Below are 13,812 nucleotides of genomic sequence, written 5' to 3' on the forward strand. Positions count from 1 at the left end.
CTTAACCAACCAAGTTAGATATTGTTATTTTTACTTGGAGGATGTGTGGATAGTGGTTGTTACCTGAAACGATGAGCCTTCCCTTGGCTTGATTTGCCAAAGACAAGGCTCAAAATTAATGACTCTAGTTACCGCCAGAACACTTCTTAGTTTCGACGTTAAACGCACCACATGAGAATGGCTTCGACCAGCTAGAGAACAGTTTTGCCGATTCAGGTAAGTAACTCGACCAAGCATCACCCGCCACTAGGCCAGTGGTTTCCCAAACGATATCGAATTGACCATCGTCTTGGATTTCACCGATCAGGACTGGTTTGGTGATGTGGTGATTTGGTAGCATGGTAGAGTAGCCGCCAGAAAGGTTAGGTACAGACACGCCAATCAAGGCATCTTGCACAGATTCAGGATCGGTTGTGCCCGCATTAGTGACCGCTTGAGCCCACATATTGAAGCCAACATAGTGCGCTTCCATTGGGTCATTGGTGACACGCTTTTCACTCTTGATGAACGACTGCCACGTTTCAACGAACTCTTCATTGGCTTCGGTATCAACACTCATGAAGTAGTTCCAAGCCGCTAGATGACCCACCAGTGGTTCTGTGTCCATGCCTGACAGTTCTTCTTCACCAACAGAGAATGCAATAACTGGGATGTCTTCAGATGAAATGCCTTGAGCGCCTAGCTCTTTATAGAAAGGTACGTTCGCATCGCCGTTCACAGTAGAAACAACAGCGGTTTTCTTGCCCGCTTCACCGAACTTCTTGATGTCTGAAACGATAGATTGCCAATCAGAGTGACCAAATGGCGTGTAGTTGATCATGATGTCTTCTTCTGCGACACCTTTATCTTTTAGGTAAGCTTCAAGGATCTTATTGGTGGTACGTGGATAAACGTAATCGGTACCTGCAAGTACCCAACGCTCAACTTCAAGCTCTTCCATCAAGTAATCCACTGCAGGGATCGCTTGTTGATTTGGCGCGGCACCGGTGTAGAAAACGTTTTTAGAAGACTCTTCGCCTTCATACTGTACTGGGTAGAAAAGGATGCTGTTGAGTTCTTCAAAAACAGGCAGCATGGATTTACGTGATACCGATGTCCAACCACCGAACACCACACCTACTTTCTCTTTTTCGATAAGCTCACGCGCTTTTTCTGCAAATAGCGGCCAGTTTGACGCAGGGTCAACCACGACAGGTTCTAGCTTCTTGCCAAGCAAACCGCCCTTTTTGTTCTGCTCTTCGATAAGCATTAGCACGGTATCTTTTAGCGTGGTTTCACTGATCGCCATAGTGCCAGAAAGTGAGTGTAGAACACCGACCTTGATGGTCTCATCAGCAGCAAACACTGTTGCAGAAGAAAATGAAAGTGTTGTACACAGTGCAGCTAGCGATAAATTGAACACCTTGTTCATGATATTACTCCATAATTGTATTTTTGTTATTCAATTACAGAGTTACAAGAAGAGTGCCAAACTTAAAAAGCAATCAATAAATTTATAAGCTTTTGTATTAATTAAACTTAATAGCAAGCCACACCAATAAAGTGCATATCAATCATGTCACTATGTTTCATACTGGTGCAGTGACGATGAGAATGAACCAAGATGACACATTCCTGTTCATTAGATACAAAAAAGACCCAACACTTTGGTATTGGGTCTCTGGTATAACATCACCGATGGCCGTTTAAACCATGCTGTTTAAGGCTATTCCGCTGGTTGGAATTCGAATTTTACTCTCGACTTAGACTTCAATTCGTTGCAATCGGCATTACAAAAATAGCTCGCCGCACCACAGGCTTGAAGCTTCTCAAGTTGGCTGCTGCACTCAGGGCAAAACCCAACTTTAGTAAAGTGAGCCTGACAACTTTCACAGTGATACTTGCCATCCCAAGCTAGCTCAGACTGACACTTAGGGCAGATATTTTCACTCATTAGCATTTCCTAATTCACGACTATTTTTACAATCTACTACCGCTGAGACTTCGCTTGCTTGATTTGGTACATGTTCTTATCAGCTTGTGCGATCAACTGGTCTAATCCTTGAGGATCTTTCTCACAAGACAACCCAACACTCACTGAGAACTGCACATCATTGATATAAAGCGCTTGTTGCAGTGCTTTCTCTAAGCTGTGGTAGAAGCTAACAACGCTTGCTTGATCATCAAAGCAAGAGAACACCACAAACTCATCGCCACCATAACGCCCTATCTTGGCACATGCTGTGGTTGCCTCATCAAGAACTTCGGCAACTGCCAACAGCACATCATCACCAAAACTATGACCATAGGTATCGTTGATCGATTTGAACTTATCGACATCAACAAACAAACACGCCATCACCTTTTCTGAAAAGCATCGCTTAGCCAACACTTTCTCAGCTTCATTAAACAATGCGCGACGATTCAAGCAATGGGTTAGAGAATCACGATTAGCGAAAAAGTTAAGCTGATTCTCCAGCTCAAACTTCTCTAGTGCTACCGAGTACAGGGAAGCCAGTAGTTCTAAGATCTCGAGCTCAAATTCATGCGGTTCAGATATGTACTGACTATAAATAGCGAAGGTACCCAACACATTACCGCGCGACGAGATGATAGGTACCGACCAACAGGCATGCAGATTCGCTTGATTGGTGAGGGCTAAAAAAGGTGCCCAGTTTGGGTGTGCATTTATGTTGGAGACCATCACTGCTTTCTTAAGGGCAGCCGCCTCGCCACAAGAACCAATCCCTGCACCAATCCCAACCCCTTCTATCTGCTGATTGTAAAAATCAGGCAGGTTTGGGGCATATTCAAGATGTAAAGTTTTAGACTCTGAGTTGAGCAGTAAAATTGAAGCCATACGCTCCCCAAAAATCTGCTCGGTAAGCTGAATGATCTTATGGTTTAAATCTTTGCGATCCATCCCAAGAGCAAGCTTGCGCAGCAAACTATTGACGGCTCGGTGGCCTTCTAATAAAAATTGTTGTTCCATTCACTAAAGCTTTCAATTGTGTAATAGGGTACAGCTTGTTCTTATGCAAGCTTGCTATTGGTTAATAATAACACACTAAATAAGCCGTACACACAATCGAAGATCATAGGTTGATCTTTCGCTTTATCTATTTTGATCAGCGATCTACCCCAAAAAGAATATTTATATCACCACACACCGAAAGCATAAGTTACATGTGCTGCATTTCAATTTTAAATAGTCATTTATATTAAAAGTTACATATAAAAACAAAACAAACAGCACAAGCTATTTCGATCTGTAGTCTAAATCATCGCATTACATGCGTCAGCATTTCAATATGCTGGTCATCTAACTGGGTTAACTTAACCGATAAAGACTTAAGCTCTGACGTATTCTCAATGTGAGTACCACCACACGGGATAGACACTAAAGTATCGGCATCCAACTGCCATTCCCAGTAACGAGAGTCTGTTAATGCCTCACCTTCCAGTCTCATTGCTACTGGCGTTGAGTCTGCGAGCCAACCTTTAATCATCTGATTGATGTCGGCTTCGATACCATCAAGATTGGTTAGCATGTCTGCAACGTTCAAACCGCGTTTCTTGAGGGTTTTGCCCAAACGATACTTGTCTGTACATAATTCTGGCGTCACAAAACTGGTGACTTGAGCGTAGCTATTGAAGTCGTAGCTGCCGAGTGGATCTTTTCTATCTGCATCTTTACGCCAGTAGCTCTCAGCCAATACTTTATTCAAGGCTAGGAAAGCGATGTGGCCAGCGCTGTGACCACGGCTCAAACTAGCTTGATACTCTTTATCAACCGACAACATGACTTCGTCGTTAACCTTAATCATAGAAGCAGATGCGGGGAGCTGGTGGACAACCACAAACGCCCACCCTTCCGCATCACGCTTAACAGGGATATCTACTCCGATATGAAGCTTGCCAGTAGATTGTTCTATTGCACCAACAAGACAGTCTTCAACGGGATATTGCACGTCACCAACATTCACAAAGCCTCGGTCTGCAGGGTGGTCTGGCCAAATATGACTTACTGGGTGGAAAGGTGTCATGTCGGTGATCAGGTAGGTTTTGCTGTCATCGTTTTCAACGTACAACGCCTTTGCATTGATCTGCCAAGCCTGATGACAAAATTGAGTAATGGTTGGTGTGATAACTATTATTGGTTTCATGGATGTCGCTGGTGTCATTGGATCGCTAGTGGTCATATCGTTCTTCTTTTGAAATTGAGTCTAATTCGTTAACCCATCACGATATGGAGATATGAGGTTATGGCTTAACGTGAATTTTACTTAAAAAAATACCCGAGACAGGCTCGGGTATCAAATCTATTGGAAAGGTTTACTTACGACCTTTAACCATGCTCATCATACGCTTACGTTTGCGTTCTTGAGAAATTGTCAGCTTGGTTGTCTTAGCTTCAAATGGGTTCTCGCTGTTCTGGAATTGAATGCGAATAGGTGTACCCATAATCTCTAGTGAACGACGGTAGTAGTTCATCAAGAATCGTTTGTATGAATCTGGCAAGTTACGTACTTGGTTACCGTGGATAACGATAATCGGTGGGTTGTAGCCACCAGCGTGCGCGTATTTCAATTTAACACGACGGCCACGAACCATAGGCGGTTGGTGATCATCAGTCGCCATCTTCATGATACGAGTTAGCACAGAAGTACCAACACGAGTCGTTGCTGACTTGTAAGCTTCTTGAACAGATTCAAACAAGTGGCCAACACCTGTACCGTGAAGTGCAGAGATAAAGTGAATACGTGCGAAATCAACGAAACCTAAACGACGGTCTAGTTCTTTCTTAACGCGATCTTTAACATCGCTGTCTAGACCATCCCACTTGTTTACTGCAATAACAATTGAACGACCAGCATTCAACGCAAAGCCTAACAAGCTTAAATCTTGATCAGAGATGTTGTCTCGAGCATCAATAAGCAGCAATACAACGTTAGCATCTTCAATTGCTTTCAGTGTTTTAACCACTGAGAACTTCTCTACTGTTTCGTTGATATTTTTACGACGACGAACACCTGCAGTATCAATCAGAACGTATTCACGCTCATCACGCTGCATTGGAATGTAGATAGAGTCACGAGTTGTGCCTGGCATATCGTAAACAACAACACGTTCTTCACCAAGAATACGGTTAGTTAGTGTTGATTTACCAACGTTAGGACGGCCAATGATCGCTAGCTTAATTGGTTGATCTTGAAGGCGCTTGAATTCTTCTTCAGCTTCTTCTTCAGTGAAATCAACTTGCTCTTCTTCTTCGTCTTCAAACTCAGTTAAATCGCTTACTTCGCCATTCTCTGCTTTTAACGCTTCTGCGAACGGGTTAAGAGCAAGATCAATCAACGCTGTTACGCCACGACCGTGCGCTGCAGCGATTTGGTACATGTCTTCTACGCCTAGTTGCCAGAAATCAGCACTTGCAGCATCAGGGTCGATACCATCAACCTTGTTTACTACTAGCATTGAAGGCTTTTCTAGTTGACGAAGGTGCTTAGCAATCGCCACGTCTGAAGGTGTTAGACCTGCACGGCCATCTACCATAAATAGAACGACATCAGCTTCATCAATCGCCGCTAGCGACTGTTCAGCCATTTTAGTTTCAACACCTTCTTCGGTACCGTCGATACCACCAGTGTCAATAACAATAAAGTCATGCTCGCTAAAATGAGCATGACCGTATTTACGGTCACGCGTTAAGCCAGGAAAATCCGCAACCAATGCATCACGAGTTCGAGTCAATCGGTTAAATAACGTAGATTTACCTACGTTCGGACGCCCTACTAGAGCAACAACAGGTACCATAACAACCTCTACAATTTCTTCTCTAAATGTAGTTATAGGTAAGCACTTGATCGCAAGTTTAAACTCTTACCTATAACCACACGGTTTATTAATTCATAACAACAAAACGGCTCCTAGCTGTTACCAACCAGGAGCCGACTGTGAATTGTATCACGCTTTTATTGGCTAATCGTTAGTTTCTTTACATCGCCATTGCGAGTCGTCACTAAGTAGCCTTCGGGCATTTCAATTGGCGCAACCGCAAAGCCGCTATCATCGACGAGCTGTTGAGCAACAAACTCACCCGATGAACGATCTAACCAGTGCAGATAACCTTCTGTATCACCCACAACTACATAACCATTAATAATAGCAGGTGCTGTCAGTAAGCGGTTTTCTAACAATGGAGTGCTCCAAAGTTCAGTACCACTACGCGCATCAACCGCAACCACATGGTCTTTGTCGGTAACAACGAACAAACGGCTACCATCACTCGCTAAATCAATCGCTGACGAGTAGTTACGCTTCCAAATTGGCTTACCAGAACGAAGATCGATAGCGATTAGCTGACCATTGATACCTACGGTATACAGGGTTCCGCCAAGAACAATCGGTGATGCATCAACATCAACCAAGCGATCGATTTCCGTTGCACCTTTTGGTGTGCCTACTGGCTGTTGCCAAATAAGCTGACCACGGTCAACAATAGCGGCTGCTAAACGACCATTTGCAGTCCCCCAGAATACACCACCAGAAACCGCAACAGGCGAGCTATCGCCACGAAGTGTTAGGCTTGGAACTTCAGTGCTAATCGTCCATTTTTGTTCGCCGCTTTCTTGATCTAACGCGATCAACATACCGCGACTGGTATGAACAATAACCATGTTGCTTTCAGTTGCTGGGGATGCAAGCACCTCACCATTCACTGATACACGCCACAGCTCTTCACCAGTTGATTCATCCATCGCGATCACTTCGCCATTTTCAGAACCAACAAATACTTTGCCGTAAGCCGCCGTTAAGCCACCCGATAAACGAGCCAGTACTTCTTTCTCAAGATCGACTTTCCACAGCTCTTTACCTGTTTCAGGGTCCAGCGCTTTAACCATACCTTCACGGCTCGCAACAAACACTTTGTCGTAAGCCAATTCTGGCGTTAGTTTTGAAAAGTAGTGGCCAACACCATCACCAACCGACGTAGACCATTCCTGACTAGGAGTGAACTCGCTATTTACTGTTGGTACTGGCGCCATGATGACGGTGTCTTCTTCACCCGCACAGCCAGCCAATAGGCCAAGAGCAATCGCACACAACGCCGCTTTTGGAAACATCTTCTTCATTCAAAGCGCCTTATTTAGCTAGGTCGTCAAGTTTGATTTGAAGCGTTTGGCTCGCATCAGCTGCTTGTTGTGCTTCAGAGTAAGCACTGTAAGCCGCATCTGTATCGCCTTTACGAAGTGAGATATCACCACGCAGTTCAGCAACACGGCCTGTCCAAGATTCGTCAGTCATCGCTTCAAGATCAGTCAATGCTGCGTCAAATTCACCTTGCTCAGCTTTGATACGTGCAGCACGGTAAGTCAGTAGTGGCGTAAGTGCCGCATCCTTAGTTGCCGATTTTGCCCACTCAAGCTGTTCAAGTGCAGCTGCAAGGTCACCCGATTGAACTTGCGCTTTTGCTAATTGCATAGCAGCAAGTACAGAGTATTCAGCGTCTTTGTTAGCGTCGATAAAAGCTTGAATATCAGATTGAGCATCAACGCCCTTAGCATCAAGAGCTGAAATTACAGAGGTGTAGCCTTCTGAAGCGACTTCACGCGCTTCAACGACTGAATCTTGGTAATAGCGCCAGCCAAATAGACCGCCTAAACCAATAACTGCACCAAAGATTACGGCTTTACCGTTCTCTTTCCACCAATCTTTAATGGCTTCAACTTGTTGCTCTTCGCTATCGTAAAGTTCCACTTCCTGTCCTCTTTAATTCTTTAAACGCCAGCATAGTGCTGACGTTGATATTCATGATGAGCGTTTGCTCAATGGCTAATTAGATTAGCGCAGCAACTTTCTCTGCAACTTCCGTTTGAGACACGGTTTCTTGCTCGCCGCCAACCAGATCTTTTAGCACAACTGTATTGTCAGCAACTTCGTTCTCACCAAGTACCAGTGCTACAACAGCACCTACTTTGTCAGCACGCTTGAATTGCTTCTTGAAGTTACCACCACCGAAGTGGTTCATTACACGTACGCCTTCAACGGTGTCGCGTAATTGATTCGCTAACTGCATGCCTGCGATCATAGTACCTTCGCCAGCAGCAACCACGTATACGTCAACGCTACGGCGAACTTCTGTTAGCTCTAGCGTTTCCATCATAAGAACCAGACGCTCTAGACCCATAGCAAAACCAACAGCATTGGTTGCTTTGCCGCCTAGTTGCTCAACAAGACCATCGTAACGACCGCCGCCACAAACTGTACCTTGAGCACCAAGGCTATCAGTGATCCACTCAAATACTGTGCGGTTGTAGTAATCTAGGCCACGTACTAGACGCTCATTAACTTGGTATTCGATACCAACAGCGTCAAGAAGTTCACACAAACCAGCAAAATGTTGCTTCGATTCTTCACCTAAATATTCAGATAGTCGAGGTGCGTCACCTAAGATCGCTTGAACATCCGGGTTCTTAGTATCAAGTACACGTAGAGGGTTAGTGTGCATGCGACGTTTGCAGTCTTCATCTAGCACATCAATGTGTTGCTCAAGGAAAGCCACTAACGCAGTGCGGTAGCTTACGCGATCTTCTTGAGAACCGATTGAGTTCAGCTCGAGACGAACGTGCTTATCGATGCCTAGTTCACGCCATAGACGTGCTGTCATCATGATAAGTTCTGCGTCAACGTCTGGACCGTCTAGGCCAAACACTTCAACACCACATTGGTGGAATTGACGGTAACGACCTTTTTGAGGACGCTCGTGACGGAACATTGGACCCATGTACCATAAGCGCTGCTCATCACGGTTGATAAGGCTGTTTTGAATACATGAACGTACACAACCTGCTGTGCCTTCTGGACGCAGCGTTAAGCTGTCGCCATTACGGTCATCAAAGGTGTACATCTCTTTAGAAACAACGTCTGTCTCTTCACCAACCGCACGGCTAAATAGGTTCGTTTCTTCAACGATAGGCATACGAACTTCGTTGTAACCGTATGCACTCACCACACTTTTAACTGCGCTTTCTACTTTCTGCCACAGTGGTGATTGAGTTGGTAGGCAGTCGTTCATGCCTCGAATTGCTTGGATATTTTTAGCCACAGTATTTATTCCGTAATTTCTCACGACCAGGTGTTAGTGCGAATAGACAATCACACCCCATCGCGTTGTATTAATCTTCTAAGTTTTCTACATCAATGCGATTTGCTTTATCAAGCACCGATGCTTTTGCTCGGATCTTCGCTTCAAGCTTGTCGACAAGGTCATCGTTGTCAAAACGCTCTTTCTGACGCTTACCGTCTTCGTAGAAGGCACTCTTACGAGCACTACCCGCAAGGCCTAAGTGAGACACTTCAGCTTCACCAGGGCCGTTAACGACACAACCGATGATAGAGACATCCATTGGAGTCACTATGTCTTCTAAGCGTTCTTCAAGGGCGTTAACGGTGTTGATAACATCGAATTCTTGACGAGAACAGCTTGGGCACGCAATGAAGTTGATGCCACGCGAGCGAATGCGCAAAGATTTAAGAATATCAAAGCCAACTTTGATCTCTTCGATTGGATCTGCTGCTAGCGAGATACGCAGCGTATCGCCGATACCTTCAGACAATAACATGCCCAAACCTACAGCCGATTTCACAGAACCCGCACGTGCTCCACCCGCTTCAGTAATACCTAGGTGAAGTGGTTGGTCAATCTGCTTAGCAAGCAAACGGTAAGAACCGACGGCTAGGAATACATCAGAAGCCTTCACGCTGACTTTGAATTGATCAAAGTTCAGACGGTCTAGGATATCGACGTGACGCATTGCAGATTCAACCAGCGCTTCCGCTGTAGGCTCTGTGTATTTCTCTTGGATCTCTTTTTCAAGAGAACCACCGTTAACACCAATACGAATCGGAATATTCATATCACGAGCACAATCCACAACAGAGCGAATGCGGCTTTCGTTACCGATGTTACCTGGGTTGATACGCAGACAGTCAACCCCATACTCTGCCACTTTAAGAGCGATACGGTAGTCGAAGTGAATGTCAGCAACCAAAGGAACAGAGACCTGCTGCTTGATTAGCTTAAAAGCTTCAGCGGCCTCCATAGTCGGTACAGATACGCGAACGATATCTGCCCCCACTTTTTCCAAAGCTCTAATTTGAGCGACGGTCGCGGCGACATCTGTTGTTCTTGTGTTGGTCATGGATTGCACAGCAATTGGTGCACCATCACCGATCGGCACATCACCCACATAAATACGGGTTGATTTGCGACGAATAATAGGAGATTCGTGTTGCATATTAACTCTAAGGTAAGGTTATTCTAGCTACTTTGCCTGAAGTATACCCAGAAAGGTCGACAGGTTCACTTGCAAATGTCATCGATACGCCTTCAGGCGCACCCAGAATCACTTTATATGGTGCAGTTCCAGAAAGATTTAATGTCTGGCCTGCTTTTTTAATGCCAGTAGATAACGTTTTGCCCGAAGCATCTTTCACTTGGATCCAGCAATCAGCAGAGAACTGCATCACTAGCTCGTTAACCACAGCTTCAGGCGCTACAGTCTCAGGTTCCGCAGTAACCGAAGCAACGTCTGCTGCTTCTGGTGCTTCTTCAAGGACTTCAACAGGGTCAAGAGTTACTGAATCTTCAGCTGAACTCACTTCAGTAAGCTCATCAGAATTTTCAGTAACAGGAGATGTCTCTGTGTTTTGTTCTGCTTCAATCACTTCGAGTGAAGTCAGTTCAGGATCAAGCGACTCTTCTACCACTAGCTCTTCCGAGCTTTCAGTATTGGCTAAAGATTGGGATAAGGTATCTTGCTGTTGGTTCTGCCACCACCAAAGTGAGGAGATACCCACAATCACAGCAAAGATGCTCCAAGTAAGGAGCATAATACGGCTGTTGTGCTTCTCGGTTTTAGTCTTACGAGAGAAGCTCAACATTTCTTGTTCTTGATGTTGGGCATCACCAGAATGATGAAGCGCGTTCAACACGACTTTTTCATCAAGATTGACGTATTTCGCGTATGAACGAATGTAACCACGCATAAAGGTGGCAACCTGATCTGACTCGAATTGGTTTTCTTCAATTTGCTGGATAAGCGTAACGCGTAGCTTCAAGCGATCAGAGATCTGCTTTTGTGTTAAACCAAGAGATTCTCGTTTATTTTTGAGCAGCGTTCCCGCTTCAATTGCTGGAGCGACAGTTTCTTGCGTTTGTGTTTCTTGTTCTGTGTTCATAGAGAGTGAACTTCTAAAGTATTATTGCAGGTTGATGAGAGCATTTTTTATTTTCGTTTAAGCTCAATCTTACAACCTACTATGTGGAATTTTTCCTGTCACCCGGTTCATCAACCCTTAAAGTAGAAAACCACACACTGTTGGTGAGCGACTTTCTCAGGAAGCTAGTTTATCAAGTAGCCAACCTAAATAGACACATTGACGATTATCGGGTAACAAGCGAGCACTTAAATTAATTTAAGATTATTTAATCATAAGCTAATGCCATTACAAGGCAAAAACACTTTCGACAAAATTTACCGTCAGCTCATGGTTTTGTCCAAAATTTAACGAAAAATGTAAGAAAGCGTGGGGAAAAAATCCAATTTTTGGAAATTCACCTTCCAGAAAAGCAACAAGCCAGAAGGAATCCTTCTGGCTTGTTTAGATCTAAATGGTATTTAAACCGCTTTTACTTGAATCACATCACCTGCGATTAAGTTAGCTTCAGAGGCGGCTTTCAGCATTTTAGTACGCTTGGTTCTATCAATGACATCACCAACCAACTGACCACATGCGGCATCAATATCATCGCCACGTGTTTTACGAACCGTTACTGTGTAGTTGTATTCCATCAGCGTTTTTTGGAAGCGATCAATACGAGAGTTGCTTGGCTTCTTGTAAGGCGAACCCGGATAAGGGTTGAATGGAATCAAGTTGATCTTACAAGGCGTCTCTTTCATTAGCTCAGCAAGTTCACGAGCGTGGTCCATATCATCATTCACATGATCCAATAGAACGTACTCAACCGTTACTTTACCGCGGTTAGCATTTGAAGAAGCAATGTAACGACGAACCGATGCTAGGAAATCTTGGATATCCCAACGGTCGTTGATTGGCATGATTTGGCTACGTAGTGCATCGTTTGGTGCGTGTAGAGAAATCGCCAGAGCCACATCGATGTTGTCTGTCATCTGATCAAGACCAGAAACAACACCAGATGTTGATACTGTCACACGACGCTTAGACAGTGAGAATCCTAGATCATCAAGCATCAGCTCTAATGATGGAATTAGGTTCTTCATGTTAAGCAGAGGCTCACCCATACCCATCATTACGACGTTAGTAATTGGACGACGACCCGTATCTTTCTCTAAACCGATTTCACGTGCAGCACGCCAGATTTGACCAACGATCTCTGAAACTTTCAGGTTACGGTTGAAGCCTTGTTGAGCCGTAGAGCAGAATTTACATTCTAGTGCACAACCAACCTGTGAAGATACACATAGCGTCGCACGGTCACCATCAGGGATGTATACCGTCTCAACGTCTTGGTCACCAACGCTCATAGCCCATTTAATGGTGCCATCTGCAGAGTGCTGAGCTTCAGAAACGATAGGTGCAACAATCTCACAGCGATGCAGAAGTTTCTCGCGTAATTTTTTGTTGATGTTGTTCATTTGTTCGAAGTCATCGACACCGAAGTGATAAATCCACTTCATCACTTGCTCTGCTCGAAACGCTTTCTCATTCAGTTCTTCTGTGAAAAATTTACGAAGACCTTTACGATCAAAATCGAGTAGATTGACTTTAGCTGTGGTCATGATGCCTCTCAATGACGGAACAATAATTAAGGGCGCGAATTGTACAGGCTTTACGCAACTTCAACAAGCGCTGTAAAACCCTGTGTTTATTAAGACATTCAAAGTTAAGCGATTAAAACTTGAACAATTGTTTTGTTCGGTCTGAGAATACCTAAATTAAAGAAAAGATTCCCGATTACGCTCCTCAGTCGCTTTCGGGAATGACGTAAATAATCTCCACAAGCTCACCAATACTTACCACAAGATTGTGGCTCCCGCCATTCATCGCTATCAGGTCATGAACGCCTCAAAGCCCGTCATTCCAGAACTGAGGAACGAGGTATCTGGAATCTCCAACAACTAACAGAGATTCCGATTACACTCCTACGTCGCTCTCGGGAATGACGACTAAATAGGTTATCGAGAATGCAAAGTCCACATACGAAAAAGGCTTCACCGAAGTGAAGCCTTTATTGATACTTGCTGTTGTCTGCTTATTCAGCAGGACGTGGGCAAATTTCAGATTCAGGGAAGAAGAATTCGATTTCGCGAGCTGCAGACTCAGGGCTGTCGCTGCCGTGTACTGAGTTGTAACGCATGCTGATTGCGTAGTCAGCACGGATAGTGCCGCATGCCGCTTCTTCTGGGTTAGTTTTACCCATTAGTTCACGGTAACGAGCAATCGCGTTTTCGCCTTCAAGTACTTGAACCATGATAGGACCAGAAGTCATGAACTCTTTAAGTGGTCCAAAGAACTCTTTACCTTCATGTTCTGCGTAGAAGCCACTTGCTTGCGCTTCAGTAAGAGAAACCATTTTAGCGGCAATAATCTGTAGGCCTGCTTTTTCAATGCGGTGGTAGATTTCACCAACAAGGTTACGCTTAACTGCATCCGGCTTAACAATTGAGAACGTTCTTTCTAGAGCCATAGGGATTCCTTCACTTCATTTTTTTGTTATTAAATACTGAAATTACTGAGATCATTCGATCTGAGTTGATGAATAAGCGGTATCGAAATACCGCTCAC

Annotated in this window: 12 protein-coding genes; all 12 read right to left on the reverse strand. The window is 44.5% G+C overall.

Going from position 1 to position 13,812, the window contains the following annotated elements:
* Nucleotides 1-124 precede the first annotated feature (124 nt).
* On the reverse strand, nucleotides 125-1,411 hold the full coding sequence (gene urtA / locus AACT19_RS00735) for an urea ABC transporter substrate-binding protein (RefSeq protein WP_076644806.1): 1,287 nt from the start codon (nucleotides 1,409-1,411) through the stop codon (nucleotides 125-127).
* Nucleotides 1,412-1,705: 294 nt separating this feature from the next.
* A complete protein-coding gene (locus AACT19_RS00740; protein ID WP_004735111.1) occupies nucleotides 1,706-1,933 on the reverse strand; it encodes a zinc ribbon domain-containing protein in 228 nt (75 codons plus the stop codon).
* A 36-nt stretch (nucleotides 1,934-1,969) separates the two neighbouring features.
* On the reverse strand, nucleotides 1,970-2,971 hold the full coding sequence (locus AACT19_RS00745) for a sensor domain-containing diguanylate cyclase (RefSeq protein WP_076644807.1): 1,002 nt from the start codon (nucleotides 2,969-2,971) through the stop codon (nucleotides 1,970-1,972).
* A 289-nt stretch (nucleotides 2,972-3,260) separates the two neighbouring features.
* Nucleotides 3,261-4,181 carry a metal-dependent hydrolase gene (locus AACT19_RS00750; RefSeq protein WP_076644808.1) on the reverse strand — a complete coding sequence of 307 codons (921 nt, stop codon included), beginning with the start codon at nucleotides 4,179-4,181 and terminating at the stop codon, nucleotides 3,261-3,263.
* 133 nt (nucleotides 4,182-4,314) lie between these two features.
* The gene (gene der, locus AACT19_RS00755) at nucleotides 4,315-5,796 is read right to left on the reverse strand and encodes a ribosome biogenesis GTPase Der (RefSeq protein WP_004735108.1); all 1,482 of its coding nucleotides are present in this window, start codon (nucleotides 5,794-5,796) and stop codon (nucleotides 4,315-4,317) included.
* A gap of 158 nt (nucleotides 5,797-5,954) precedes the next feature.
* Nucleotides 5,955-7,115, reverse strand: a complete 1,161-nt coding sequence (gene bamB, locus AACT19_RS00760; RefSeq protein WP_017084409.1) for an outer membrane protein assembly factor BamB — start codon at nucleotides 7,113-7,115, stop codon at nucleotides 5,955-5,957.
* Between the two features lie 10 nt (nucleotides 7,116-7,125).
* A complete protein-coding gene (locus AACT19_RS00765; RefSeq protein WP_076644809.1) occupies nucleotides 7,126-7,740 on the reverse strand; it encodes a YfgM family protein in 615 nt (204 codons plus the stop codon).
* Between the two features lie 79 nt (nucleotides 7,741-7,819).
* Nucleotides 7,820-9,088, reverse strand: coding sequence for a histidine--tRNA ligase (gene hisS / locus AACT19_RS00770; RefSeq protein WP_004735105.1), 1,269 nt, complete (start codon nucleotides 9,086-9,088; stop codon nucleotides 7,820-7,822).
* A 70-nt stretch (nucleotides 9,089-9,158) separates the two neighbouring features.
* The gene (gene ispG, locus AACT19_RS00775; protein ID WP_004735104.1) at nucleotides 9,159-10,280 is read right to left on the reverse strand and encodes a flavodoxin-dependent (E)-4-hydroxy-3-methylbut-2-enyl-diphosphate synthase; all 1,122 of its coding nucleotides are present in this window, start codon (nucleotides 10,278-10,280) and stop codon (nucleotides 9,159-9,161) included.
* A 7-nt stretch (nucleotides 10,281-10,287) separates the two neighbouring features.
* Nucleotides 10,288-11,223, reverse strand: coding sequence for a cytoskeleton protein RodZ (gene rodZ / locus AACT19_RS00780; RefSeq protein ID WP_017090952.1), 936 nt, complete (start codon nucleotides 11,221-11,223; stop codon nucleotides 10,288-10,290).
* Nucleotides 11,224-11,663: 440 nt separating this feature from the next.
* Nucleotides 11,664-12,806, reverse strand: a complete 1,143-nt coding sequence (locus tag AACT19_RS00785; protein ID WP_004735102.1) for a bifunctional tRNA (adenosine(37)-C2)-methyltransferase TrmG/ribosomal RNA large subunit methyltransferase RlmN — start codon at nucleotides 12,804-12,806, stop codon at nucleotides 11,664-11,666.
* A gap of 473 nt (nucleotides 12,807-13,279) precedes the next feature.
* Nucleotides 13,280-13,714: a nucleoside-diphosphate kinase gene (gene ndk / locus AACT19_RS00790; protein ID WP_004735101.1), complete on the reverse strand. Its 435-nt coding sequence runs from the start codon at nucleotides 13,712-13,714 to the stop codon at nucleotides 13,280-13,282.
* Nucleotides 13,715-13,812: the final 98 nt, after the last annotated feature.

Origin of the sequence: Vibrio sp. 10N.222.47.A9 (assembly GCF_963872585.1) — a bacterium.
GTDB classification, from domain to species: domain Bacteria; phylum Pseudomonadota; class Gammaproteobacteria; order Enterobacterales; family Vibrionaceae; genus Vibrio; species Vibrio splendidus.

What these genes read in the sequence shown, in the direction of transcription:
- AACT19_RS00785 (WP_004735102.1), bottom strand. Translation starts at nt 12,806, where the DNA reads ATGACCACAGCTAAAGTCAATCTACTCGATTTTGATCGTAAAGGTCTT.
- AACT19_RS00745 (WP_076644807.1), bottom strand. Translation starts at nt 2,971, where the DNA reads ATGGAACAACAATTTTTATTAGAAGGCCACCGAGCCGTCAATAGTTTG.
- AACT19_RS00740 (WP_004735111.1), bottom strand. Translation starts at nt 1,933, where the DNA reads ATGAGTGAAAATATCTGCCCTAAGTGTCAGTCTGAGCTAGCTTGGGAT.
- AACT19_RS00750 (WP_076644808.1), bottom strand. Translation starts at nt 4,181, where the DNA reads ATGACCACTAGCGATCCAATGACACCAGCGACATCCATGAAACCAATA.
- der (WP_004735108.1), bottom strand. Translation starts at nt 5,796, where the DNA reads ATGGTACCTGTTGTTGCTCTAGTAGGGCGTCCGAACGTAGGTAAATCT.
- urtA (WP_076644806.1), bottom strand. Translation starts at nt 1,411, where the DNA reads ATGAACAAGGTGTTCAATTTATCGCTAGCTGCACTGTGTACAACACTT.
- bamB (WP_017084409.1), bottom strand. Translation starts at nt 7,115, where the DNA reads ATGAAGAAGATGTTTCCAAAAGCGGCGTTGTGTGCGATTGCTCTTGGC.
- ndk (WP_004735101.1), bottom strand. Translation starts at nt 13,714, where the DNA reads ATGGCTCTAGAAAGAACGTTCTCAATTGTTAAGCCGGATGCAGTTAAG.
- ispG (WP_004735104.1), bottom strand. Translation starts at nt 10,280, where the DNA reads ATGCAACACGAATCTCCTATTATTCGTCGCAAATCAACCCGTATTTAT.
- rodZ (WP_017090952.1), bottom strand. Translation starts at nt 11,223, where the DNA reads ATGAACACAGAACAAGAAACACAAACGCAAGAAACTGTCGCTCCAGCA.